A 24,592-nucleotide genomic window follows, 5' to 3' on the forward strand; every position below is an offset into this window, starting at 1 on the left:
GCGATCGCTCGCGGTATACAGCGCAGGTCTGAGCCGTTAACGTAAAGCAAAGCCGTTTATAGAGGAAGGACTCGTGGAACTCTCGCTCCTTGTTTGGTTGTTGCCAACCCTGGCCCTGGTCATCGGTGTGGCAGTCGGTTTCATTGTTGCCCGCCTGCTGCCCAATGCGGCCCCGAGCAACACCCAGCGTCAACTGGATGACATCCAGAAGCGCTTCGACAGCTACCAGAACGAAGTGGTCACCCATTTCAACAGCACCGCCATGCTGGTCAAAAAACTGACCCAGAGCTATCAGGACGTACAGGATCACCTGGCTGAAGGCGCCAACAGCCTGGCCCTCGATGACGTCACCCGCCAACGCCTGCTGGCTGCGCTGCACTCCGATGCACCGCAAGGCCCGCGTGACCGCCTGACCCCACCTAAAGACACCGCCGAAGTGCCGCGCGACTATGCACCGAAAGCGCCTAACTCGCCGGGCATGCTCGACGAAAGCTACGGGCTCAAGCGTTGATCTGCTGAACATGCAAAAGGCCTCGCAAGAGGCCTTTTTTGTGGGCTGGATTCACTGGCCCCTTCGCGGGCACGCCCGCTCCCACAGGCTCACCACAGCATGTGAAACTTGTGGAATACCTGTGGGAGCGGGCGTGCCCGCGAAGAGGCCAGTGTGGGCAACCTAACAGCAGGCCTGCAATGCCTGTTCGACATCTGCCAGCAGGTCCTCCACATCCTCCAGCCCCACCGACAGACGCACCAACCCCTCCGATATCCCGTGATGCGCCCGCTCCTGCGGCGTATAGCTGGAATGCGTCATGCTCGCCGGATGCTGCGCCAGCGATTCTGCATCCCCCAGGCTCACCGCCCGGGCAAAGAGCTGCAGTGCATTCATGAAGCGCCGCCCCGCCTCAATGCCACCCTTGAGCTCAAAGGCAATCATCCCGCCAGGCAAACGCATCTGTCGCTGGGCCAACGCGTACTGGGCAAAAGACGGTAGCCCCGGGTAATGAATCAATTCCACCTGCGGCTGCCGGACGAGAAACTCCGCCACCTGCTGGGCATTGGCACAATGCCGGTCCATGCGCAGGGCAAGCGTCTTGATCCCGCGCATCAGCAGCGCCGCGTCATGGGGCGACAGCACTGCCCCGGTCATATCCTTCAGCCCTTCCAGGCGAATGCGATCGACCAACACCTTGCGCCCCACCACCAACCCGGCAGTGATATCACCATGCCCACTGAGGTACTTGGTTGCCGAGTGCACCACCAGGTCCGCCCCCAGCTCCAGTGGCCGCTGCAGGTACGGCGTACAGTAGGTGTTATCGACCACCACATGCACATCATGCCCCCGCACGGCCTCCACAACTGCCGCAATATCCACAAGTTGCATGTTGGGGTTGGCCGGTGTTTCGAAGTAGATCATCCGTGTTTTGCTGCTGATCGCCGCTTTCATGGCCTTGGCATCGTTGAGATCGACATGGCGAATTTTCACCCCGAACTCACCAATACCGTGGTGCAGAAAAGCGAAGGTACAGCCATACAGGGTGCGCCCGACGATCAGCTCATCCCCAGGCCTTAGCAGGGTCCAGATGGTTGAGGTAATCGCGCCCATCCCCGAGGCCAACGCCAACCCCGCTTCACCGCCCTCCAGCGAAGCCATGCGCTGCTCCAGCAAGGCCAGCGTGGGGTTGGAAATGCGGCTGTAGAAATGCCCAGGTTCCTCCCCGGCGAAGCAGGCAGCACCGTACTCGACAGTGGGGAAGGCATAGGTAGCCGTCTGGTACACCGGTGGCACCAGGGCGCCACCATGGGAAAGCGGGTCATAGCCATGATGAATGGCCCGCGTGGAAAAACCGGTGTTGTGGTGGGAGTCGCGCATGGCAACAGCCTCTTGTGGTTTGCTATAAGCTTATGCCACCGAGCTGCCCGATTTTTTCCAAAATAGCCTACGCATACACGCGCTTGCTGGAACAAAAACAATAATCAACGGACCAGGAGGGCAAAAAATGCCTTCAAGCCTCGACCGCACCGACCGCGCCCTGCTCGCCGCCTTGCAGGACAATGCCCGTCTCACCGTTGCCGAACTCGCCGACCAGGTGGCACTGACTACCTCGCCCTGCTGGCGACGGGTCAAGTTACTGGAGGAAAACGGCTACATCACCGGCTACCAGGCCATCCTCTCGCCCAAGTCGCTGGGGTTTGGTGTGACCGCGTTCGTCAGCATCATGATGGACTCGCACACCAAGGACATGGCGCTGGCGTTTGAACAGCGCCTGATGGAAATCCCCGAGATCGTCGCCTGCCACAACATCTCCGGCCGCTATGACTTTCTGCTGGAGATCCTGGCACGGGACCTGGAGTCGTTTGGCGAATTTACCCGGGAAGTGCTGCAGCGGTTGCCGGGGGTGAAGGAGATCTATTCGAGTTTTTCGTACAAAGCGGTGAAGGAAAGACGGGTGATACCGGTGTCGGAGAAACATATCTGAGACGGATCTTTCCGAGCAACACGAAGCTTCCTACTGATTGACAGGCTGCAGCTGACATACCGCAAATTCGATATACGTAAACCTAGCCCATGTAGTGATCAGGAGAACCTACATGGCACGGGACAATACGTATTATCTCGATGAGGCGCTATACATCAGTGCGCAAGCACCTACAGGTATTGAACTGAGTTTTATCGGTGGCGGTGGGCCGGGCTCAGGTGGCTGGGGGCTAAGCGATGGTTATCCACGCGGCACCAGCCCAACCAAAAATGATATTGCTCGGGTTATTTCCACGCGTAGGGTGCTGACAGAAGAATTTCAAATCATCGAAAAGGACTATTCAGATAAGTATGCTCATGAAACAAACCAGCTTCCTGAAACTATAAATGCACTAAAAGCCCAGATCAAAGCCGAGGCGAGCAGTACAAACGGCGCGGCATCACCATTCGTAACAGAGCAACAAATCCTGTCGTCGCGCATCAGCCAGATTCGTGATGGTTATCTGCAGATTTTACCCGACGCCAACAACTACTTTGGCGTACCCGCATTCTACAAGCGGGGCGACTCAATGATGAGCCGGTTTCTAGACCCGGGTTTCTTCGCAGCAACAACAGGCCAGGAATTAGGCGTGGAATGGGCCACAAGGCTGCAGAAGTCTTGGGAGGGTACGTACCGTTTACACCTGGAAGCTCAGAAGCACCAAGCATTGGCTGACGAACTTCGAGCACTGGCAAGCCAGGTAGATCAGGAAGAACTCAGCCAGCAACCGCTGGATTTGTTGCAGGTGATTGCGCGTAGAACAGCGCAGATCCACACAGAGCGACAAATACATTTCGATTGTTTACCCAACGTCCTTCAGCATGAGCTGGGTCAAACCGTCATTGACGACACGCTCACGCTTGTCCAAACCTTCAGTACCTACCTGGCAACTGCTGCCGCCTTGGTGCAGGCCAAGCAGTCGCAAGTTCCCCCCTATCAAGATCAAAACCCGCGCATCAACAGCCCCCTGTCGAAACCACAACTTGAAGGGCTTTTGCACCTTGTAGATGAGCAACGGTTGCGCCGGGCTGGCCCACGCTGGCAGGAATACCACCTGGCACTGGCGCTAACCGAATCGATCAGATTCCTGGGGGTATATGCAGGTGCCACGCAGAACCTGATGCAGCGCGCGGCTGAAGTGGAAAACCTCCAGGCTCAACTCGCTGCACAGGAAGAAGCTGCACGCCAGCAGGCCGAAGCCGAACGCTTGGCTGCTGAAGCCGAGCGCCAAAGGCAAGAGGCTTTGCGGCGTAGTGTCTCCTATATCAATGAAGCGCGGCTAGCGGTATCCACACCTGCCGTAATCCCAATTGGGGCTACCACTTTTGCCGTAGCCGAAGCGGCTTACTCTGCCTTGGCTGAATCGATCGCAGCGGCACTTACCCGGCTTGTTGCTACGACTGTCCCTTCGGTCGCAGTAGGCACCCTTGCGATGGCCTGGCCATCAACGCTGGGCAACAGTGAACGCCAGTACCTCATCAGCACCCCACTCGACAGCCTTAGCCCTGCCGGTGGGCCCGACCTTGCTGCCTTGGCGGCATCCTCGACCAGCATCGACCTGCCCTACCTTCTGGCGGGGGTTGAGAACGAAAACGAACTGGATCTCTACGTGGTGCCGAGTGGCAAGCCGGTGGCGGTACGCGCAGCAACGTTCGACAGCGAGCGGCAGGTCTACAGCCTGGCGCTGGATAATCCGCAACGGATTCTGACCTGGACACCCGCCAGCGCGCCGGGTGGCGATGAGGGAAACTCCACCAGCCTACCGCTAGTCCCGCCTGGTACCGTCGTGTACACCGGCAGCAGCCTGAACCCTGTCGTCACCGAGCAGGAGGGTTACCCCGCGCTTGATCTGCTGGACCAGGAACGGCTGATCATCACCTTCCCCATGGACTCCGGATTACCGCCTATTCTGGTGGTGTTCAAGAGCCCGCGATACGAGGCAGGAACATCGACCGGACATGGTGCACAGGTGTCAGATACATGGCGAAAGGAGGCAGCCAGCCTTGAGGGTGCTCCGATTCCTGCTCAAATTGCAGAACTTCTTAAAAGTAGGGAATTCAGAAATTTTGACGCATTCCGGCGACAGTTCTGGAAAGCGGTGGCTAATGATCCTGAGCTTTCAAAGCAATTTGATGAAATGAGCCTGAGTCGGATGAGAAAAAACGGCTACTCACCGATAGTCGATTTCCCAGACAGCCACCTGAGCCAAAAGACCTTTATACTTCATCATGTAATCCCGATCAGTGAAGGGGGCGGCGTTTATGACATGGATAACATTCGTATTGTCACACCGCTATCGCACAACAGCATTCACTACGGAACAAAACCATGAGTGAAAAAACCAACCTTTCTGACTATACCGAAAACGAATTCTTGGCACTCATAATTGAAATCCACAGAGCCAACTTGGAAGAACCCGATCATGTACTGGGAGGACTTCTTGATCATTTTTCAAAAATCACTGAACACCCCTCAGGCTACGATCTTTTGTACAGACCAAACCCAAAGGAAAATGGTAAACCTGAAAAAGTACTAGAAATAGTCAAGCAATGGCGGCTAGCCAACGGTAAAGACGGTTTCAAGCCCAGCTAACACGAGCAAGGCCCTGAACTCTGAGGGCCTTTTCACCCGAACTGAGCAATAGAAAAAACCCCGCCGAAGCGGGGTTTTCCTTGCAGGCTAGCGCTTAGATCGCGCCACGCTGACGCAGCACGTCCAGCACCTGTTTCACGCCTTCGTCCACGCTGGTGGCCTGGGTGTCGATCACAAGATCAGCATCCAGCGGCACATCGAACGGGAAGCTTTCACCCGGGATGTTGTCGCCACCGGCAGCGTACAGGCCTTGCGGGTCACGCTCGCGGCAAACCAGCGGCGAGGCCTGGACGTAAACGGTCACCAGGCGTTCCTTGCCGATCAGCGCCTTGGCCTGTTCGCGGCCTTCGGCATCCGGGGCCACGAACGCAGCCAGGGTCAGCATGCCGGCTTCGTTGAACTGGCGCGCCACATGGGCGGCGCGGCGCCAGTTCTCGGTACGGCCAGCGCGGTCCTGTGGCAGGCCCTTGTTCAGGTCGTGACGCAGGTTCTGGCCATCGAGCACGTACACCGCACGGCCCATGTCGAACAGCTTGCGCTCAACGGCATAGGCCAAGGTGCTCTTGCCAGCACCCGACAGGCCGCTGAACAGCACGGTGGCTGGCTGCTGGCCGAAGCGCAGGGCGCGCTCTTCGGTGGACACGTGGGCCTGCTTGCCATGATGGCCGGTGCTGCCGTGTGGCAAGACTGGCGGGGCGATGATCATGCCGGCGCCAACGGTGCCGTTGGTCAGGCGGTCGATGACAATGAACGCACCGGTGGTGCGGTTGCTGTCGTAACCGTCGAGGGCGATCGAGGTGTCCAGGGCTACCTTGACGCGGCCGATCTCGTTCAGCTGCAGCGCACTGGCAGCGCCCTGCTCCAGGGTGTTCACATCGACCTTGTGGGTGATGCTGGCAATCGAGCCTGGCACGTAGCTGGTGGCACGCTTGATGTCGTATTTCTTGCCCGGGAGCATCGGCTCCTCGGCCATCCACACCAGCATGGCGTCGAACTGGTCGGTGACCGGCGGCACGTTGTCGGCATGTACCAGCAGGTCGCCACGGGAGATGTCGATCTCGTCTTCCATGGTCAGGGTCACGGCCTGGCCTGGGCCAGCGTTTTCCAGTTCACCTTCGTAGGTGACGATGGACTTGACCCGGCTGCTCTTGCCCGACGGCAGCACGACAATCTCGTCACCTTTGTGCACCACGCCACTGGCGATGGTGCCCGCGAAGCCGCGGAAGTTCAGGTTGGGACGGTTGACGTACTGCACCGGGAAACGCAGGTCGGTGAAGTTGCGGTCAGCCGAAACCTCGACGGTTTCGAGGATTTCCATCAGCGTCGGGCCGGCGTACCACGGCGATTGCTCGCTGTGGTTGACCACGTTGTCACCCTTGAGCGCCGACATCGGCACGAAGTGCAGGCTGCTCGGGGTCAGGTTGATGGCTTCGGCGAACTTCAGGTAGTCGGCCTTGATCGACTCGAAGACGCCTTCATCGAAGCCCTTCAGGTCCATCTTGTTGACCGCGACCACGATGTGCTTGATACCCAGCAACGACGCGATGTAGCTGTGGCGACGGGTCTGGGTCTGCACGCCGTAGCGGGCATCGACCAGGATGATCGCCAGGTCGCAGGTGGACGCACCGGTGGCCATGTTGCGGGTGTACTGCTCATGGCCCGGGGTGTCGGCGATGATGAACTTGCGCTTGGCGGTGGAGAAGTAGCGGTAGGCGACATCGATGGTGATGCCCTGCTCGCGCTCGGCCTGCAGGCCATCTACCAGCAGCGCCAGGTCGACTTCTTCGCCGGTGGTGCCGACTTTCTTCGAATCGCGGGTGATGGCCTCGAGGTGGTCCTCGTAGATCATCTTCGAGTCGTGCAGCAGGCGCCCGATCAGGGTGCTCTTGCCGTCATCCACGTTGCCGCAGGTGAGAAAACGCAGCAGTTCTTTACGCTCGTGCTGAGCCAGATAAGCGAGGATATCTTCGCTGATCAAATCGGATTGGTGCGACATGGAGTAACCCTGAAAATTAGAAGTAGCCCTGACGTTTTTTGTCTTCCATGGAACCGGCGCCATCGTGGTCGATGACCCGGCCCTGGCGCTCGGAAGTGCGCGTCAGGAGCATTTCCTGAATGATGTCGGTGAGCGTCTCGGCTTCCGACTCGACAGCGCCCGTCAGCGGGTAGCAGCCGAGGGTACGGAAACGCACCTTCTTCTTGACGATGCGGGCTTTTTCTTCCTCGGAGAGGTGCTCGAGGATGCGTTCGTCGTCGATCATGATCAGGGTGCCGTTCTTCTCGATGACTTCACGCTCGGCGGCGAAGTACAGCGGCACGATCGGGATGCCTTCAAGGTAGATGTACTGCCAGATATCCAGTTCGGTCCAGTTCGACAGCGGGAAGACGCGGATCGACTCGCCCTTGTTGACCTTGCCGTTGTACACGTTCCACAGCTCGGGGCGCTGGTTCTTCGGATCCCAGCGGTGCTTGCTGTCACGGAACGAATACACACGCTCCTTGGCCCGCGACTTCTCTTCGTCGCGGCGCGCACCACCGAAGGCAGCGTCGAAACCATGCTTGTCCAGCGCCTGCTTCAGGCCTTGGGTCTTCATGATGTCGGTGTGCTTGGAACTGCCATGGGTGAACGGGTTGATACCTTGCGCCACACCCTCGGGGTTGACGTGGGTGATCAGCTCCAGGCCCATTTCCTCGACCATCTTGTCGCGGAAGCTGTACATCTCCTGGAATTTCCACTGGGTGTCGACGTGCATCACCGGGAACGGCAGCTTGCCCGGGAAGAAGGCCTTGCGCGCCAGGTGCAGCATCACGGCGGAGTCCTTGCCGATCGAGTACAGCATCACCGGGTTGTCGAACTCGGCGGCCACCTCGCGGATGATGTGGATGCTCTCCGCCTCCAGCTGTTTCAAGTGCGTCAGTTTGTCGACCATGGCTACTCACGAAAAACGATCTTATGGACGGCCTGCGGGCCGTGTTCGAGCGAGCCACTTTATCACAGCAGCTGCTTCTATTTAGGAGGCTGGCTAGATCGAAAAAGTCTAACGATATGACTGGGGGTTTGGGCTGGCAGGGCCGGCCTCTTCGCGGGTGAACCCGCTCCTATGAGGCCCGCGAAGGGGGCGACACCGCCTTCAGATGGGATTCGGGCAATCGATGAACAGGTGCTCCACGGCAAACCGTCGTGCCAGGTAATCGCCCAGCGCCTGCACCCCGTAGCGCTCAGTGGCATGGTGCCCGGCAGCAATGAAGCTGACGCCATTCTCGCGCGCACTGTGGTAGGTCTGCTCGGACGCCTCGCCGGTCAGGTACAGGTCGACCCCAGCGGCAATCGCCGTGTCGATATAGCCCTGCCCGCCGCCGGTGCACCAGCCCACCCGGCGGATCATTTCATTGCCTTCGACCAGCAACGGCTCACGCCCCAGCACCTGTTGCACCCGGCGGGCAAAATCGCGCGCGGTCATGGATTCGGCGAGCGAACCAATCAGCCCGACCACTTTGGGGTTTTCCGGGTCTAGCGGCCCTTCGACAGTGATCTTCAGTCGCCGCGCCAGCTGCACATTGTTGCCCACGTCCGGGTGCACGTCCAAGGGCAGGTGGAACGCCAACAGGCTTATATCGTTATTCAGCAAGGTCTTCAGGCGACGCTGGCGAATACCGGTGATGCACGGGTTCTCGCCCTTCCAGAAATAACCGTGGTGCACCAGCACCAGATCGGCCTCGGCCTCGACCGCGGCATCCAGCAATGCCTGGCTGGCGGTAACACCACTGACAATACGGCTGACCTGCGGCCGGCCTTCGACCTGCAGGCCATTTGGGCAATAATCCTGGATCTTCGCGCTGCCCAGGTAACGCTCGGCTTCCTCGACCAGGGTGTTTAGAGCGACGGCCATGAAAATCTCCTCGAAAACTGCGCTTTTCTCGGGCGCAACGCCTGACGAACGCCCGTATAATGCCGGCCATTATGGGCCGTCGCTGTCACTGGGGGAACCGGTGTATGATCGCGCGCGCTCATGCCCCACTGCCAGGCCGCTGGCCCATGCTCTTTCCAGGATTCGTTCATGTTCAAGGCTTTGCGTTACTTCGGCTGGCCCCTGCTTACCGGCATACTGATCGCCATGCTGATCATCCAGCGTTTTCCGCAATGGGTCGGGCTGCCCAGCCAGGACGTCAACCTGCAGCAAGCGCCACAGACTACCCGGATCATGCAAGGCCCGGTGTCGTACGCCGACGCCGTGACCCTGGCCGCCCCGGCGGTGGCCAACCTGTACACCACCAAGGTGGTGAACAAAAGCGCCCACCCGCTGTTCGAAGACCCGCAGTTCCGCCGCTTCTTCGGCGATAACCTGCCCAAACAGCGCCGCTGGGAATCAAGCCTGGGTTCGGCGGTAATCATGAGCCCAGAGGGCTACCTGCTGACCAACAACCATGTCACCAGCGGCGCCGACCAGATCGTCGTAGCCCTGAAGGATGGCCGCGAAACCCTGGCCCGCGTGATCGGCAGCGACCCGGAAACCGACCTGGCGGTGCTGAAGATCGACTTGAAGAACCTCCCGGCGATCACCATCGGCCGTTCCGACACCATTCACATCGGCGACGTATCGCTGGCCATCGGCAACCCGTTCGGCGTCGGCCAGACTGTGACCATGGGCATCATCAGCGCCACTGGCCGCAACCAGCTGGGGCTGAACAACTACGAAGACTTCATCCAGACCGACGCGGCGATCAACCCGGGCAACTCCGGTGGTGCGCTGGTGGATGCCAATGGCAACCTGATCGGCATCAATACCGCGATCTTCTCCAAGTCGGGTGGCTCGCAGGGCATCGGCTTCGCCATCCCGGTAAAACTGGCACTGGAGGTGATGAAGTCGATCGTCGAACACGGCCAGGTGATCCGTGGCTGGCTGGGTATCGAAGTGCAGCCACTGAGCCAGGAGCTGGCAGAATCGTTCGGCATGAAGGACCGCCCAGGCATCGTGGTGGCGGGTATCTTCCGCGAAGGGCCAGCGGCCAAGGCCGGGTTGCACCTGGGTGACGTGATCCTGAGCATCAATGGCGAGCCGGCCGGCGACGGACGCAAGTCGATGAACCAGGTAGCGCGGATCAAGCCCAACGAGAAGATAACCATCGAGGTGATGCGCAACGGGCAGCAGTTGAAGCTGATCGCCGAGGTGGGGCTGCGGCCGCCACCGGCGCCGGCTGCCAGCCAGGAAGAGAAATAAACCCAGGGCCGCGTTGCGGCCCTTCGCGGGCACGCCCGCTCCCACAGGAATTACGCAGGCTCCAAAGCCAGCGCTAAACCTGTGGGAGCGGGCGTGCCCGCGAAGGGCTGCCGCGCAGCCCAAACAGCATCAATGCAGGATCTGGCTGAGGAACAACTTGGTCCGGTCACTGCGCGGCCGGTCGAAGAAGTCATCCGGCGCGGCCTGCTCCACAATCTCGCCCTTGTCCATGAAGATAACCCGGTTCGCCACGGTACGGGCAAAGCCCATTTCGTGGGTCACGCAGAGCATGGTCATGCCATCCTCGGCCAGGCCCACCATGGTATCGAGCACTTCCTTGACCATTTCCGGGTCCAGTGCCGAGGTCGGCTCGTCGAACAGCATGATCTTGGGCTTCATGCACAACGCGCGGGCAATGGCCACACGCTGCTGCTGGCCACCAGACAACTGGCCAGGGTACTTGTGTGCCTGCTCCGGAATCCGCACACGCTCCAGGTAGTGCATGGCAATTTCCTCGGCCTTGCGCCGTGGCATCTTGCGCACCCACATCGGCGCCAGGGTGCAGTTCTCCAGGATGCTCAGGTGCGGGAACAGGTTGAAGTGCTGGAACACCATGCCCACCTCGCGGCGGATGGCCTCGATCTGCTTGAGGTCGTTGGTCAGTTCCACGCCATCGACCACGATGCGCCCTTGCTGGTGCTCTTCCAGGCGGTTAAGGCAGCGGATGGTGGTGGACTTGCCCGAGCCGGACGGCCCGCACAGCACGATGCGTTCGCCCTGGCGCACGTTCAGGTTGATGTCCTTGAGCACATGGAACTGGCCGTACCACTTGTTCACACCCTGCATCTGGATGATGCCTTCGGGGCCAGCAGGCTGCTTGATCGCTTCACTCATTTCGAAACTCCTAACGCTTGTGGCCAGTGTCCAGCTTGCGCTCCAGATGTATGGAGTAGCGGGACATACCGAAACAGAAAATCCAGAACACCAGGGCGGCGAACACGTAGCCCTCGGTGGCCATGCCCAACCAGGCAGGGTCTGCGGCTGCTTGCTTGACGCTGTTGAGCAGGTCGAACAGGCCGATGATGATCACCAGGCTGGTGTCCTTGAACAGGGCAATGAAGGTGTTGACGATGCCGGGGATCACAAGCTTCAGCGCCTGCGGCAAGATCACCAGCCCCATCGAGCGCCAGTAGCCAAGGCCCATGGCCGCGGCGGCTTCGTACTGGCCCTTGGGGATGGCCTGCAGGCCGCCGCGCACCACCTCGGCGATGTACGCCGACTGGAACAGGATCACACCGATCATCGCCCGCAGCAGCTTGTCGAAGCTCATGCCTTCTGGCAGGAACAACGGCAGCATCACCGACGACATGAACAGTACGGTGATCAGCGGTACGCCCCGCCAGAACTCGATGAAGGTTACGCACACCACTTTCACGGCCGGCATCCTCGAACGCCGGCCCAGTGCCAGCAGGATGCCCAGCGGCAAGGCGCCGACGATGCCCACGGTGGCGATCACCAGGGTCAGCATCAGCCCGCCCCACTGGCTGGTCGGTACGCTTTCCAGGCCCAGATACCCCCCGTGCAGCAGGGTGTAGGCCAGCACCGGGTACAGCACCAGGAAGCCCAGGCCGTAGAAGGCTTTGCGCGGGAAACGCTTGATGAACAGCGGCGCGGCGCCGAGCACGGCAAGCCACACGGTCAGGTCCACACGCCAGCGCAGTTCAGTCGGGTAATAACCGTACATGAACTGGCCAAAGCGCTGCTGCACGAACACCCAGCAGGCGCCTTCCTTGGTGCAATCGGCGCGCGTGGTGCCAACCCAGTTGGCATCGATCAACGCCCACTGCAGTAACGGCGGCACGATCAGCCACACCAGGTAGATGGCGAACAGGGTCAACAGCGTGTTAAGCCAGCTGGAGAACAGATTGGCACGCATCCATGCGAGCACGCCGACGGTTTTCACCGGTGGCGGCATATCGGGTTTGAAAACATGGGCATTCACAGGCGTATCCTCACCGCTCGATCAGCGCAATGCGCTTGTTGTACCAGTTCATCAGCAGCGAAATGCTGATGCTGATGGCGAGATAGACACTCATGGTGATGGCGATCACCTCGATGGCCTGGCCGGTCTGGTTGAGCACGGTACCGGCGAACAGCGAGACCATCTCCGGGTAGCCGATACCGGCCGCCAGCGAAGAGTTCTTCGCCAGGTTCAGGTACTGGCTGGTCAGCGGCGGAATGATCACCCGCAGTGCCTGGGGGATGATCACCTTGCGCAGGGTCGGGCCCTCGCGCAGGCCCAACGAGCGCGCGGCTTCGGTCTGGCCATGACTGACCGAACGGATGCCGGAACGCACGATTTCGGCGATGAAGGCTGCCGTATAGATAGTCAGCGCCAGGGTCAGCGCCAGCAGCTCGGGGATCAGCACCCAGCCACCGACAAAGTTGAAGCCTTTGAGCTGCGGCACTTCCCAGCTGACCGGGCTGCCGAACAGCAACACGCTCAGCCCTGGGATGGCGATGAACAGCGCCAGGCCCACCCAGAATTTGTGGAACGGCACGCCGGTCTCGTCGAAGCGCTTGTTGGCAAAGCGCACCATCAGCACGATCGCGACAATCGCTACTGCCAGGGCCACCACGAATGGCCAGAAACCGTCGGCCATCGACGCACCCGGCATGTTCAGGCCGCGGTTGCTGATGAAGAACATGTCGTCGATGTTGATGCTGCCCCGCGGTCCCGGCAGGGTCAGGAACACGGCGAAGTACCAGAACAGGATCTGCAACAACGGCGGAATGTTGCGGAAGGTTTCCACATAGACGGTCGCCAGCTTGTTGATCATCCAGTTCGGTGACAGGCGAGCCACACCGATGATGAAGCCCAGTATCGTCGCCAGAATGACGCCGATGAAGGTCACCAACAGCGTATTGAGCAGGCCGATGACGAACACCCGCGCATAACTGTCGGATTCCACATAGGGGATCAGGTGCTGGGCGATACCGAAGCCGGCACTGCGGTCGAGGAAGTCGAAGCCCGAGGTGATGCCCCGGTGTTGCAGGTTGGTTTGCGTGTTGTGGAACAGGTACCAGCCCAGGCCGACCACGAAGACGATCGTGAGGATCTGGAACAGCCACGCGCGCACACGCGGATCGTTAAGGGACAAGCCCTTGGGTGCGCCGATTTGATTTTGCATGAAGTGCCCCGGACAGTAGGGATTCGAACAGCCTGCGGCGGCGGGATGCCGCCGCAGGGTGCAGCCATCAGCGCACTGGAGGCGCGTACTGGATGCCGCCGTTGTTCCACAGGGCGTTCATGCCACGGTCGATCTTCAAGTCAGTGCTCTGGCCCAGGTTCTTCTCGAACACTTCGCCATAGTTACCCACTTGCTTGACGATCTGCACTACCCAGTCTTTGGGCAGCTTGAGGTCCTTGCCATACTCGCCATCCGCACCCAGCAGTCGGGCGACATCCGGGTTCTTGGTGGCCTTGGCCTCGGCCTCGACGTTCTTGGAAGTGATGCCCGCTTCTTCGGCATTGAGCATGGCGAACAGGGTCCACTTGACGATGCTGAACCACTCCTCGTCGCCTTTACGCACTACCGGGCCCAGCGGCTCCTTGGAGATGGTTTCCGGCAACACCACGTAGTCGGTCGGCGCGGCCAGCTTGGAGCGCTGGGCGAACAGCTGCGATTTGTCCGAAGTCAGCACGTCGCAACGGCCCGACTCCAGCGATTTGGCGCTCTCGTCAGAGGTGTCGAAGGTAATCGGGGTGTACTTCAGGCCATTGGCGCGGAAGAAGTCCGACACGTTCAGCTCGGTGGTGGTGCCTGCCTGGATGCAGATGGTCGCGCCATCGAGCTCCTTGGCGCTGGAAACGCCGAGCTTCTTGTTGACCAGGAAGCCGACGCCGTCATAGTAGGTGACACCCGCGAACACCAGGCCCATGCCGGCATCGCGCGAGCTGGTCCAGGTGGTGTTACGCGACAGTACGTCGACCTCGCCCGACTGCAGGGCAGTGAAGCGTTCCTTGGCGTTGAGCTGGCTGAACTTGACCTTGGTGGCATCGCCGAACACGGCGGCGGCCACGGCGCGGCAGACATCGGCATCGATGCCGACGATCTTGCCCTGCGCATCAGGTACCGAGAAGCCTGGAAGACCGTCGCTCACGCCACACTGGACGAAGCCCTTCTTCTTTACCGCATCGAGGGTGGCGCCGGCCTGGGCAGTGCTCACGGCGCCCAGCGCGGCGGCAGCGGTCAGGACTGCCAGGGTGGTTTTCAACATCTTCATTCACAACCTCCAAATCGCTCTTGTTGTATCGAGCCGGAATTGCACCGCACCCTTTTGAGGCGTATCCGACCCGTATTGGCTTGTTATTGGGTCAATTGGCGCAATGGACTGTTCTGTGACAGCCTTCGCGTGCAGAGGGTGTTACCGTCACGGCCTGCCCTTTGCATCACAGGTGTAGTTGCAAACCGCGTACCAAATTTTCTGGCTGTAGCGTTTAAGCGCTCGTCAAGTAGGAAAAGTTGTATCGTTGCGACATTCTTTTTCCGACAATCATTTCCGGTGCTTTCTTTTCACGCACGCCATAACAAGACCCGCACACTTTCGGAGCAGTCATGACCAACCCGCTGATTCTCGAACCACAGAAAACCGCTGACGCCTGTGTGATCTGGTTGCACGGTCTGGGGGCCGACCGTTACGACTTCCTACCTGTGGCCGAATTCATGCAGGAGCGCTTGCTCAGCACACGCTTCATCATGCCCCAGGCACCGACCCGCCCCGTGACCATCAACGGCGGCTATGCCATGCCCAGCTGGTATGACATCAAGGCCATGACCCCGGCCCGTGCCATCGACGAAGCGCAGCTGGAAGAATCTGCCGAGCAGGTGGTTGCCCTGATCAAGGCCGAACAGGCCAAAGGCATCGACCTGACGCGGATCTTCCTGGCCGGCTTCTCCCAGGGCGGCGCGGTGGTGCTGCACACTGCCTATATAAAGTGGCAGGAAGCACTGGGCGGGGTGATCGCCCTGTCCACCTATGCCCCCACCTTCAATGACCAGCACCAGTTGAGTGCCTGCCAGCAACGCACCCCGGCCCTGTGCCTGCATGGCGTGCATGACTCGGTGGTCATCCCGTCCATGGGCCGTACCGCCTTCGAGTACCTGAACACCTGGGGCGTCGCTGCCCGCTGGTACGAATACCCGATGGAACACGAAGTGGCGGTCGAAGAACTGAACGATATCCACGACTGGCTGAGCAAGCAGCTGCAATAGGCAGCCTCGCTTGTAGTTGTGGGCGTATTCCGCTACGCCGCGCCCGGATCTTGCATTACACTGCCCGGCGTACATTCCTTAATCAGTTGATGAGACGACCGTGCTCAAAGCACTCAGAAAAATATTCGGCAAGGGAGAGGCCGCGCCACAAGCCGCCGCTCCTGCTGCCAGCGTGACGCCGGAAGCCCGGCCCGCGGCAAAACCGGCCGCACCCCATGCCAACCCCGCCCCCAAGGCTGAGCAACCTGCCGCCGCGACGCCACCTGCCGATCAACCGGCCAAGGACAAACCGCGCCGCGAACGCAAGCCCAAGCCACAGGCCAGCCTGTGGAAGCCCGAAGACTTCGTGGTCGAGCCGCAGGAAGGCAAAACCCGCTTCCACGACTTCAAGCTGTCCAACGAGCTGATGCACGCCATCCACGACCTGGGCTTCCCGTACTGCACGCCGATCCAGGCGCAGGTCCTGGGTTACACCCTGCGTGGCCAGGACGCCATCGGCCGGGCCCAGACGGGCACCGGCAAGACGGCCGCCTTCCTGATCTCGATCATTTCCCAGTTGCAGCAGACGCCACCGCCTAAAGAGCGCTACATGGGCGAGCCGCGGGCGCTGATCATCGCCCCCACCCGCGAGCTGGTGGTGCAGATCGCCAAGGACGCCGCTGCCCTGACCAAGTACACCGGCCTGAACGTGATGAGCTTCGTCGGTGGCATGGACTTCGACAAGCAGCTCAAAGCTCTGGAAGCGCGCCACTGCGATATTCTGGTGGCTACGCCGGGCCGCCTGCTGGACTTCAACCAGCGTGGTGAAGTGCACCTGGACATGGTCGAGGTGATGGTGCTTGACGAAGCCGACCGTATGCTCGACATGGGCTTCATCCCCCAGGTCCGCCAAATCATTCGTCAGACACCGCCGAAAAGCGAGCGCCAGACCCTGCTGTTCTCCGCCACCTTCACCGACGATGTGATGAACCTGGCCAAGCAGTGGACCACCAACCCGGCCATCGTCGAGATCGAGCCGGAGAACGTGGCCAGCGAAACGGTGGAGCAGCACGTGTATGCGGTGGCCGGCAGCGACAAGTACAAACTGCTGTACAACCTGGTGACCCAGAACAAGTGGGAACGGGTGATGGTGTTCGCCAACCGCAAGGACGAAGTGCGGCGCATCGAGGAAAAGCTGGTACGCGACGGTATCAATGCCGCCCAGCTGTCGGGCGACGTGCCGCAGCACAAGCGCATCCGAACCCTGGAGAGCTTCCGCGAAGGGCGCATCACCGTGCTGGTGGCCACCGACGTGGCCGGGCGCGGGATCCATATCGATGGCATCAGCCACGTGATCAACTTCACCCTGCCGGAAGACCCTGACGACTACGTGCACCGCATTGGCCGTACCGGCCGTGCCGGCACCAGTGGTGTATCGATCAGCTTTGCCGGTGAGGATGACTCGTATCAGCTGCCGGCGATCGAAGCGCTGCTGGGGCGCAAGATCAAGTGCGAGATGCCGCCGGATGAACTGCTCAAGCCGGTGCCGCGCAAGCATCACTGACCTTCAGCGGGCTACACGCGCCCTGTGGGAGCGGCCTTGTGCGGCCCAATCGCCACACAAGCCCCCCTGTAGGAGCGGGTTTACCCGCGAATACGGTAGTGGCGGCAACGGTGAACGGCGGGTGGAGATTGGCCAGCAGGGCCGGCCCTTTCGCGGGTAAACCCGCTCCTACAGGCGACCGGTGGCGCCTTGATTACCAGCGCCCCGCCGCATCCTGGTCACTCTGCCGCCCCTCCACCCACCTTGGCCCTTCCTGAGTATTCTCCTTCTTCCAGAACGGCGCCCGGGTCTTCAGGTAGTCCATGATGAAGTTGCAGGCATCGAACGCCGCCTGCCGATGGGCACTGGCCACCCCCACGAACACAATCGGTTCGCCCGGTTCCAGCGCACCGATGCGGTGCAGCACCTCCACCTTCAATAGCGGCCAACGCTGCTCGGCCTCGACCACGATCTTGGCCAGGGCCTTTTCGGTCATGCCCGGATAGTGTTCGAGGAACATCCCCGCCACTTCGCGGCCATCGTTGAAATCCCGCACATAGCCGACAAAACCGACCACCGCGCCCACGCCCACATTGGCTGCATGCATGGCATTGGTCTCAGCCCCCGGGTCGAACGCGCCTTCCTGCACTCGCACAGCCATGTTCAGCCTCCGGTCACCGGCGGGAAGAACGCCACTTCATCGCCCTCTTCCAGCGGCTCATCGAGCTTGCACAGCTCTTCGTTGCGCGCGCACATCAGGTTCTGCTCGGCCAGCACTTCATACTGCCCGCCCTTGGCTACCAAGGCCTGGCGCACATCATCGAGCACCTTGAACGCCCCCTCCACCCGCTCGGCATCCACGCCCAACAGTTCGCGGTAACGGGCGAAGTACATCACCTTGACCTTCATCACGCCTCCACCTTGTAATGGCCACTCTTGCCACCGAGTTTTTCCAGCAGGCGCACCTGCTCGATGACCATACCTTTATCCACAGCCTTGCACATGTCATAGATCGTCAGCGCGGCCACGCTGGCGGCGGTCAGCGCCTCCATCTCCACACCGGTCTGCCCGGCCAGCTTGCAGCGGGCGACGATGCGCACGGCATCCTGCCCCTCGGCGCTGAGCTCGACCTTGACGCTGGTGAGCATCAGCGGGTGGCACAGCGGAATCAGGTCGCTGGTTTTTTTCGCCGCCTGTATCCCGGCAATGCGCGCCACGGCGAACACGTCACCCTTGGGGTGTTCACCATCGACGATCATCTGCAAGGTCTGCGGCAACATGCGCACCCGCGCCTCGGCGGTAGCCTCGCGCTCGGTCACGGCCTTTTCAGTGACGTCGACCATGTTGGCCCGCCCCTGGGAATCAAGATGTGTCAGCACTGCTTTGCTCCTGTGAAGGGAGTTCGCAGTGTAAACCTGTGGGTCAGGTTTGAGCAGAGGTATGTGTCGGCAGGTTTTGCCTCTTCGCAGGCACGCCCGCTCCCACAAGAGCTCCACGGCCTCGAATCAAGTGGAGTTCCTGTGAACGGGCGCGTCCACGAAGAGGCCGGGCAGTAATCTGCCCGGCTACAAGGTTTACAAATGAGACTCGGCGTACTCGGCCAGCACCGAGCGAGGCACGCCCTGCAGGGTGATGTGCACGCCATGGGGGAAGTCCTTGAAGCGCTCGGTCAGATAGGTCAGGCCCGAGCTGGTCGCGGACAGGTAGGGGGTGTCGATCTGCGCCAGGTTACCCAGGCAGACCACCTTGGACCCGGAGCCGGCACGGGTGATGATGGTTTTCATCTGGTGCGGCGTCAGGTTCTGGCACTCGTCAATCAGGATCAGGCTCTGCTGGAAGCTACGGCCACGGATGTAGTTCAGCGACTTGAACTGCAGCGGCACGCGCTCAAGGATGTATTCGACGCTGCCATGGGTGCTTTCGTCATCCATGTGCAAGGCTTCGAGGTTGTCGGTGATGGCGCCCAGCCACGGCTCCATCTTCTCTGCTTCGGTACCCGGCAGGAAGCCAATCTCCTGGTCCAGCCCCTGCACGCTGCGGGTGGCGATGATGCGCCGGTAGCGCTTGCTGACCATGGTTTGCTCGATGGCCGCAGCCAGCGCCAGGATGGTTTTACCGGAGCCGGCGGCGCCGGTCAGGTTCACCAGGTGGATATCCGGGTCCAGCAGGGCGAACAACGCCAGGCTTTGGTGAATATCGCGTGGTTTCAGGCCCCAGGCTTCCTGGTGCAGCAATGGCTCCTGGTGCAGGTCGAGCAGCAACAGTTCGTCGTCACGAATGCCCTTGATCCACCCGACGAAGCCCTGCTCATCGATGATGAACTCGTTGACGTGCACGGCTGGCAGGTTGTCGATCATCTGCACCCGATGCCAGGTGCGGCCGCGCTCCTGGCGGGTATCGACCTTGCTCACGCGGTCCCAGAACGAGCCGGTGACCGAATGGTAGCCCTTGGACAGCAAGGACACGTCATCGACCAGTTGGTCGGTGCTGTAGTCCTCAGCCGCTATACCGCAAGCGCGCGCCTTCAGGCGCATGTTGATGTCTTTGGTGACCAGCACGACGTCCAGGTCGGTGCGCCGGGCCCGGACTTCGAGCAACTGGTTGATGATGATGTTGTCGTTGAGGTTTTCCGGCAACAGCTTGTTCGGCTCGTTGCGCGGGGTCATCAGGATGGACAGGAACCCCTTGGGGCCGCTCTTGTTGCGCTGGATCGGTACGCCCTGCTCGACATCGCTGGGCGAAGCGTCACCGAGGGTCTGGTCTATCAGGCGGATGGCCTGGCGGCATTCGGCGGCGATGCTCTGTTTGCCGGTCTTGAGCTTGTCGAGTTCCTCCAGCACCGTCATCGGGATGGCGACATGGTGCTCCTCGAAGTTCAGTAACGCGTTAGGGTCGTGAATCAGGACGTTGGTATCGAGCACATACAGGATTGGCTTGCTGGAGGAAGGGTTGCGTCCTTGGTCATCCATACTCGGTCACCTTATGTCGAAGCCACACGGCGTGGTCTGTTACGCCGCAGAGTGACTGCCGCTGTCCCCGTATCCGCGTTGTTACGGGCGGGAAGCGAACCTGGCTAGGTGGGCCTGGATGACGCCACCTGTGCTGCAGGAATCGGCTGTCTGGTTTCTTCATACCGCAAAAACCATGACCGAAAAAAGCACTTTTACGCATTTTTGAAGTTTATTTTTCCGATTGACGAAGAGGCCTTGGCGCCAGCGTCAGAGGGGACTACGCTCAGAAGTCATACCCTCTATTCGCGGTATCCATATTCCCGGCAATCCTCCCAGCCGATGCCGCTTTGCGCGGTATTGCGCAGCAGCCAATCCACCGCCGGCTGCGCCTTGGGAAGGCTGTCATGAAACTGGATCACGCCCTTGCGCCACAACAACATCAGGGTCAATACGCGCTGTGCGGATGCCTCTGCGCTCAATGCACCGTCATCCTGGGCATCGATGTCCCACAACGATACCCGCAACTGCTGGCGGGCCATGAACGCCTCGCCGTCAGCCCGGCGCTGGCCATAAGGTGGACGGAACAGCGGCACATACTGCTCGGGTAGATCAGCCTGCACCCGCGCCTGGCTGCGCCGCAGCGAATCCTGCCAGTCGGTCCACTGCGCATGGGAGCGGTACTCCCACCCCTGGATACCCACGCACTGCCCGTCATAGAGCTGGCGCAAGGCGTTTGCCGAGGCACCATCACGGCGTTGCTGCAAGCGGTTACCAAGCGTGAAGAACGTGCCTTCGAGCTTTTGCCGGCGCAGGTAATCGGTGAGTAGATCCGTACTGCCCCCCTCGGGCCCGGGCCCGCCGACAAAGGTCAGCAGGAACATGCGGTCGTTCAGTTCGTCACCCTTGCGCTCACGCGAAGACAGCCGCTCGATTTCGCTGCTGGTCTGCGGCAGCAACGCCGCCTTGCGCAGTTGCTCGTCCAGGTAGCGGACATGGAACTGGTGGCTCGGCTCGATCCAGCCGGTATAGAACGCACCGACATCGGCAGCGAACGTCGCCGCTTGTGTGCGCAACTCCGCCATGGACGTAACCGGGTAGCAGAATGATGCATCCTGCTCACAACTGCGCTGCGCCTGTTGATACCCCTCCCACAACCGCTGCCACATGCGCGCCCGAATCTGGCGCACCTTCTGCAGATTGATCTGCCGCAACCCCAGCCGGGCCGCCAGGCTTGCGTCATCCAGCAACTCGCTTTCGTGCAGCGCTTGAGCGAACGAAAGGATTTCTGCCCGAGAGGCCACATCGAACAGCGCCGGGCTGTCCAGCTGTTCGGGCCACAGGCTGCGGTCCAGGCTGACCTGGGGTGAAGGGGCGGCTTGCACGGCCAGGCTCAGCAGGCCGGCCAGCAAGGCAGAAGCAATGCGCACAGTGGAAGGCTCCGCAACGACAAAACGCGAACTATAGCGTCTGCACCGACCATGGGCTGTGACTATCGTCGCCATAGTTTGGACTTGTACCGCCCACCCCGTAGAATCCTCGGCCAACGATGCCAGGAGCCGACCCGATGCTGACGGTGATTTCCCCCGCCAAGACCCTCGACTACGACACCCCGCCAGTGACCGAGCGTTTCACCCTGCCCCAGTACCTGGATGAATCCCAGGCCCTGATCCAGCAGCTGCGCGAACTGTCGCCGGCGCAGATCAGCGAGCTGATGCACCTGTCCGACAAGCTCGCCGGCCTGAATGCTGCGCGCTTTGGCAGCTGGACCCCAGACTTCACCCCGGCCAATGCCAAGCAGGCGCTGCTGGCGTTCAAGGGTGACGTGTACACCGGCCTCGATGCCCAGAGCCTGAGTGAAGACGACTTCAGCTACGCTCAGGGCCACCTGCGCATGCTCTCGGGCCTATATGGCCTGCTGCGCCCGCTCGACCTGATGCAGCCCTACCGCCTGGAGATGGGCACCAAGCTGGCCAACGCCCGCGGCAAGGACCTGTACGCCTTCTGGGGCACGCGCATCAGCGAATGGCTGAATCAGGCCCTGGCCGACCAAGGCGATGACGTGCTGTTGAACCTGGCCAGTAACGAGTATTTCAGTGCAGTGAAACGCAGTGCACTGAAGGCCCGGGTAATCAACGTCGACTTCAAGGACCAGAAAAACGGTCAGTACAAGATCATCAGCTTCTACGCCAAGAAAGCCCGCGGCATGATGAGCCGCTTCGTCATCCAGCAGCGCATCAGCACCCCGGAACAGCTCAAGCAGTTCGATGCTCAGGGGTACTACTACAGTGCCGAGCAGTCCAAGCCAGACCATTTGGTGTTCCTGCGCGATCACCCCGCGGAGTGAGCCTGTCACGCCCTCTTCGCGGCTGAAGCCGCGAAGAGGTCAGCCGCCGTGATCCGCCTCTGCCCTGCAACAGGGCACGCTGCAAACCGCCATCACGCCACGAATCCGACGCCAAAAATCCGTCGCACCTCCCTTTATCGCCAAACGCCATAAGACCGTTCATACCTTTTTTGACGAATTCTGAAAAAAATTTTCAGATGCTGGCATAAAAATATCTCGCAACAGTTACGTCCTTTATACACGGGGGTGAAACACCCGCGTGCTATCAATTTGAAACTGTCCGCAACTGAATAAATATTTAGAAATCTTTCATTCGGGCGAAACTGGCTCAGGAACTTCTGCCAAAGCCAATCGCTCATAGTGCCGTAACGATTTTCCTGCCTACGGGCTGTGAGAGATGACTTACAGATGACAGCAGCGGGTATCCACTGCCCGCCATGAGAAAATCGACAGGGATCACGGAAACCTCCGAAGACCTTGTCCATGCAGGAGAGACGCGCCCCTTACAAATCGTCCTAGTGGTTGATTTCAAAGGATTTATTCACTTGAAAAAACAAGCACAGCAACGCGCCAAGTAGCGCATTGCAATAAAGACGGCTGCATTTCAGGGCACGTTTTTTAATGAATGGCTATTGAGTGCCAACTTTGAGCGCATAACTTTTTGCGTTCCGGATTTATTTTGCCTGCGCTCGGCGAAGTGTGCATTCGCCATGGATCCGTGCGCCCGAAAACTGTTGTTAATCAACCCAGCCCGGCTCTCTGCGGAGGCGTCGGCGTGATAAACACATGAGGTGATAGCGATGCGTATCAGCATCTTTGGTTTGGGTTATGTGGGTGCAGTCTGTGCAGGCTGCCTGACGGCGCGTGGCCATGAAGTGATCGGTGTGGACGTGTCCAGCACCAAGATCGACCTGATCAACCAGGGCAAGTCGCCCATCGTCGAACCTGGCCTGGAAGCACTGCTGCAACAGGGCATCGCCAATGGCCGCCTGCGCGGCACTACCGACTTCGCCGAAGCCATCCGTGCCAGCGATGTGTCGATGATCTGCGTGGGCACCCCCAGCAAGAAAAACGGCGACCTGGGCCTGGAGTACATCGAGTCCGTGTGCCGCGAAATCGGCTACGTGCTGCGTGACACCACCCGCCGTCACACCATCGTGGTGCGCAGCACCGTACTGCCTGGCACCGTCAAGAACGTGGTCATCCCGATCCTCGAAGACTGCTCGGGCAAGAAGGCCGGCGTCGACTTCGGCGTGGCGGTCAACCCGGAATTCCTGCGTGAAAGCACCGCGATCAAGGACTACGACCAGCCACCGATGACAGTCATCGGCGAACTGGACAGCGCCAGCGGTGACATCCTCCAGGCCCTGTACGAAGAGCTCGACGCCCCGATCATCCGCAAGCCGATCGAAGTGGCCGAAATGATCAAGTACACCTGCAACGTTTGGCACGCCACCAAGGTCACCTTCGCCAACGAAATCGGCAACATCGCCAAGGCCGTGGGCGTCGATGGCCGCGAAGTGATGGACGTGGTCTGCCAGGACAAGGTCCTCAACCTGTCCCAGTACTACATGCGCCCTGGCTTTGCCTTCGGCGGCTCTTGCTTGCCCAAGGACGTACGCGCCCTCACCTACCGCGCCGCCAGCCTCGATGTCCGTGCACCGCTGCTCGACTCGCTGATGCGCAGCAACGAATCGCAGGTGCAGAACGCCTTCGAGCTGATCGAAGCCCACGACAAGCGCAAGGTCGCGCTGCTGGGCCTGAGCTTCAAGGCCGGCACCGACGACCTGCGCGAAAGCCCGCTGGTGGAACTGGCCGAGCGCCTGATCGGCAAGGGCTACCAGCTGGACATCTACGACGAGAACGTCCAGTACGCCCGTGTTCACGGCGCCAACAAGGACTACATCGAGTCGAAGATCCCGCACGTGTCGTCGCTGCTCAACGCCAACTTGCAGCAGGTGATCGACAACGCCGACATCATCGTCCTCGGCAACCGTGACGAGCAGTTCCGTGCGCTGGCCCTGCAAGCGCCAGCCGGCAAGCAGGTGATCGACCTGGTCGGCTTCATGAACAAACCGACCAGCACCACCGCCCGTACCGAAGGCATCTGCTGGTAAGTGCCCGGCCGGGCAGCGATGAGGCACTCGACAAGAGCCGCCTCCTCGCTGCCCA

22 protein-coding genes are annotated in these 24,592 nt (G+C 60.5%); 9 read left to right on the plus strand and 13 right to left on the minus strand.

Going from position 1 to position 24,592, the window contains the following annotated elements:
* The first annotated feature begins 73 nt into the window (after positions 1-73).
* Positions 74-511 carry a YhcB family protein gene (locus tag ACF8O8_RS03240; protein ID WP_010952432.1) on the plus strand — a complete coding sequence of 146 codons (438 nt, stop codon included), beginning with the start codon at positions 74-76 and terminating at the stop codon, positions 509-511.
* 162 nt (positions 512-673) lie between these two features.
* On the opposite strand, the gene ACF8O8_RS03245 is transcribed toward ACF8O8_RS03240, so the two are convergent.
* Positions 674-1,870 (minus strand): methionine gamma-lyase, encoded by a 1,197-nt coding sequence (locus ACF8O8_RS03245; protein ID WP_392509233.1) that lies wholly within the window; start codon positions 1,868-1,870, stop codon positions 674-676.
* Positions 1,871-1,997: 127 nt separating this feature from the next.
* Here ACF8O8_RS03245 and ACF8O8_RS03250 point away from each other — a divergent pair, with 127 nt between their 5' ends.
* The 3 genes from ACF8O8_RS03250 (at position 1,998) to ACF8O8_RS03260 (ending at position 5,108) form a co-directional block, all read left to right on the plus strand.
* On the plus strand, positions 1,998-2,477 hold the full coding sequence (locus tag ACF8O8_RS03250; RefSeq protein WP_003251803.1) for an Lrp/AsnC family transcriptional regulator: 480 nt from the start codon (positions 1,998-2,000) through the stop codon (positions 2,475-2,477).
* A gap of 112 nt (positions 2,478-2,589) precedes the next feature.
* A complete protein-coding gene (locus ACF8O8_RS03255; protein WP_392509234.1) occupies positions 2,590-4,848 on the plus strand; it encodes an S-type pyocin domain-containing protein in 2,259 nt (752 codons plus the stop codon).
* Positions 4,845-5,108 (plus strand): bacteriocin immunity protein, encoded by a 264-nt coding sequence (locus ACF8O8_RS03260; RefSeq protein ID WP_392509235.1) that lies wholly within the window; start codon positions 4,845-4,847, stop codon positions 5,106-5,108. The genes ACF8O8_RS03255 and ACF8O8_RS03260 overlap by 4 nt, the downstream gene beginning before the upstream one ends.
* Positions 5,109-5,202: 94 nt before the next feature.
* Here the strand turns inward: ACF8O8_RS03260 and cysN are convergent, their stop codons facing one another.
* The 3 genes from cysN to ACF8O8_RS03275 form a co-directional block, all read right to left on the minus strand.
* The gene (gene cysN, locus ACF8O8_RS03265) at positions 5,203-7,104 is read right to left on the minus strand and encodes a sulfate adenylyltransferase subunit CysN (RefSeq protein ID WP_003251801.1); all 1,902 of its coding nucleotides are present in this window, start codon (positions 7,102-7,104) and stop codon (positions 5,203-5,205) included.
* A 16-nt stretch (positions 7,105-7,120) separates the two neighbouring features.
* On the minus strand, positions 7,121-8,038 hold the full coding sequence (cysD, locus tag ACF8O8_RS03270; RefSeq protein ID WP_003251799.1) for a sulfate adenylyltransferase subunit CysD: 918 nt from the start codon (positions 8,036-8,038) through the stop codon (positions 7,121-7,123).
* A gap of 201 nt (positions 8,039-8,239) precedes the next feature.
* Positions 8,240-8,998 (minus strand): Nif3-like dinuclear metal center hexameric protein, encoded by a 759-nt coding sequence (locus ACF8O8_RS03275; RefSeq protein WP_010952428.1) that lies wholly within the window; start codon positions 8,996-8,998, stop codon positions 8,240-8,242.
* 168 nt (positions 8,999-9,166) lie between these two features.
* Here ACF8O8_RS03275 and algW point away from each other — a divergent pair, with 168 nt between their 5' ends.
* Complete coding sequence (gene algW / locus ACF8O8_RS03280) at positions 9,167-10,327, plus strand: Do family serine endopeptidase AlgW (RefSeq protein WP_014592300.1); 1,161 nt, start codon at positions 9,167-9,169, stop codon at positions 10,325-10,327.
* Positions 10,328-10,456: 129 nt separating this feature from the next.
* Here algW and ACF8O8_RS03285 read toward each other — a convergent pair whose 3' ends face one another.
* The 4 genes from ACF8O8_RS03285 to ACF8O8_RS03300 all read right to left on the minus strand — a co-directional run bounded on the left by ACF8O8_RS03285 (position 10,457) and on the right by ACF8O8_RS03300 (position 14,614).
* The gene (locus ACF8O8_RS03285; RefSeq protein WP_003251792.1) at positions 10,457-11,221 is read right to left on the minus strand and encodes an amino acid ABC transporter ATP-binding protein; all 765 of its coding nucleotides are present in this window, start codon (positions 11,219-11,221) and stop codon (positions 10,457-10,459) included.
* A 10-nt stretch (positions 11,222-11,231) separates the two neighbouring features.
* Positions 11,232-12,329, minus strand: a complete 1,098-nt coding sequence (locus tag ACF8O8_RS03290; RefSeq protein WP_392509236.1) for an amino acid ABC transporter permease — start codon at positions 12,327-12,329, stop codon at positions 11,232-11,234.
* Between the two features lie 10 nt (positions 12,330-12,339).
* Complete coding sequence (locus ACF8O8_RS03295) at positions 12,340-13,518, minus strand: amino acid ABC transporter permease (protein WP_392509237.1); 1,179 nt, start codon at positions 13,516-13,518, stop codon at positions 12,340-12,342.
* Between the two features lie 67 nt (positions 13,519-13,585).
* Positions 13,586-14,614 (minus strand): amino acid ABC transporter substrate-binding protein, encoded by a 1,029-nt coding sequence (locus tag ACF8O8_RS03300; protein WP_003251785.1) that lies wholly within the window; start codon positions 14,612-14,614, stop codon positions 13,586-13,588.
* A 332-nt stretch (positions 14,615-14,946) separates the two neighbouring features.
* Here ACF8O8_RS03300 and ACF8O8_RS03305 point away from each other — a divergent pair, with 332 nt between their 5' ends.
* Positions 14,947-15,603, plus strand: coding sequence for an alpha/beta hydrolase (locus tag ACF8O8_RS03305; protein WP_392509238.1), 657 nt, complete (start codon positions 14,947-14,949; stop codon positions 15,601-15,603).
* A gap of 100 nt (positions 15,604-15,703) precedes the next feature.
* Complete coding sequence (gene rhlB, locus ACF8O8_RS03310) at positions 15,704-17,146, plus strand: ATP-dependent RNA helicase RhlB (protein ID WP_010952422.1); 1,443 nt, start codon at positions 15,704-15,706, stop codon at positions 17,144-17,146.
* Positions 17,147-17,339: 193 nt separating this feature from the next.
* On the opposite strand, the gene moaE is transcribed toward rhlB, so the two are convergent.
* The 5 genes from moaE to ACF8O8_RS03335 form a co-directional block, all read right to left on the minus strand.
* Positions 17,340-17,786 (minus strand): molybdopterin synthase catalytic subunit MoaE, encoded by a 447-nt coding sequence (moaE, locus tag ACF8O8_RS03315; RefSeq protein ID WP_010952421.1) that lies wholly within the window; start codon positions 17,784-17,786, stop codon positions 17,340-17,342.
* Positions 17,787-17,788: 2 nt separating this feature from the next.
* Entirely contained in the window at positions 17,789-18,034 is a 246-nt protein-coding gene (moaD, locus tag ACF8O8_RS03320; RefSeq protein WP_003251777.1) for a molybdopterin converting factor subunit 1, read from the minus strand.
* Complete coding sequence (moaC, locus tag ACF8O8_RS03325) at positions 18,034-18,504, minus strand: cyclic pyranopterin monophosphate synthase MoaC (protein WP_003251775.1); 471 nt, start codon at positions 18,502-18,504, stop codon at positions 18,034-18,036. The genes moaD and moaC overlap by 1 nt, the downstream gene beginning before the upstream one ends.
* Before the next feature lie 195 nt (positions 18,505-18,699).
* Complete coding sequence (locus tag ACF8O8_RS03330) at positions 18,700-20,094, minus strand: PhoH family protein (protein WP_003251772.1); 1,395 nt, start codon at positions 20,092-20,094, stop codon at positions 18,700-18,702.
* A gap of 281 nt (positions 20,095-20,375) precedes the next feature.
* Positions 20,376-21,503: a polysaccharide deacetylase family protein gene (locus ACF8O8_RS03335; RefSeq protein ID WP_049587329.1), complete on the minus strand. Its 1,128-nt coding sequence runs from the start codon at positions 21,501-21,503 to the stop codon at positions 20,376-20,378.
* 137 nt (positions 21,504-21,640) lie between these two features.
* Between ACF8O8_RS03335 and yaaA the strand changes: the two genes are divergently transcribed.
* Together yaaA and ACF8O8_RS03345 are read left to right on the plus strand one after the other, a co-directional pair.
* Entirely contained in the window at positions 21,641-22,420 is a 780-nt protein-coding gene (gene yaaA, locus ACF8O8_RS03340) for a peroxide stress protein YaaA (RefSeq protein ID WP_392509239.1), read from the plus strand.
* Positions 22,421-23,220: 800 nt separating this feature from the next.
* On the plus strand, positions 23,221-24,537 hold the full coding sequence (locus tag ACF8O8_RS03345) for a nucleotide sugar dehydrogenase (RefSeq protein ID WP_010952417.1): 1,317 nt from the start codon (positions 23,221-23,223) through the stop codon (positions 24,535-24,537).
* Positions 24,538-24,592 lie beyond the last annotated feature (55 nt).

This window comes from Pseudomonas sp. TYF_14 (genome assembly GCF_043105275.1).
Lineage (GTDB): Bacteria > Pseudomonadota > Gammaproteobacteria > Pseudomonadales > Pseudomonadaceae > Aquipseudomonas > Aquipseudomonas alloputida.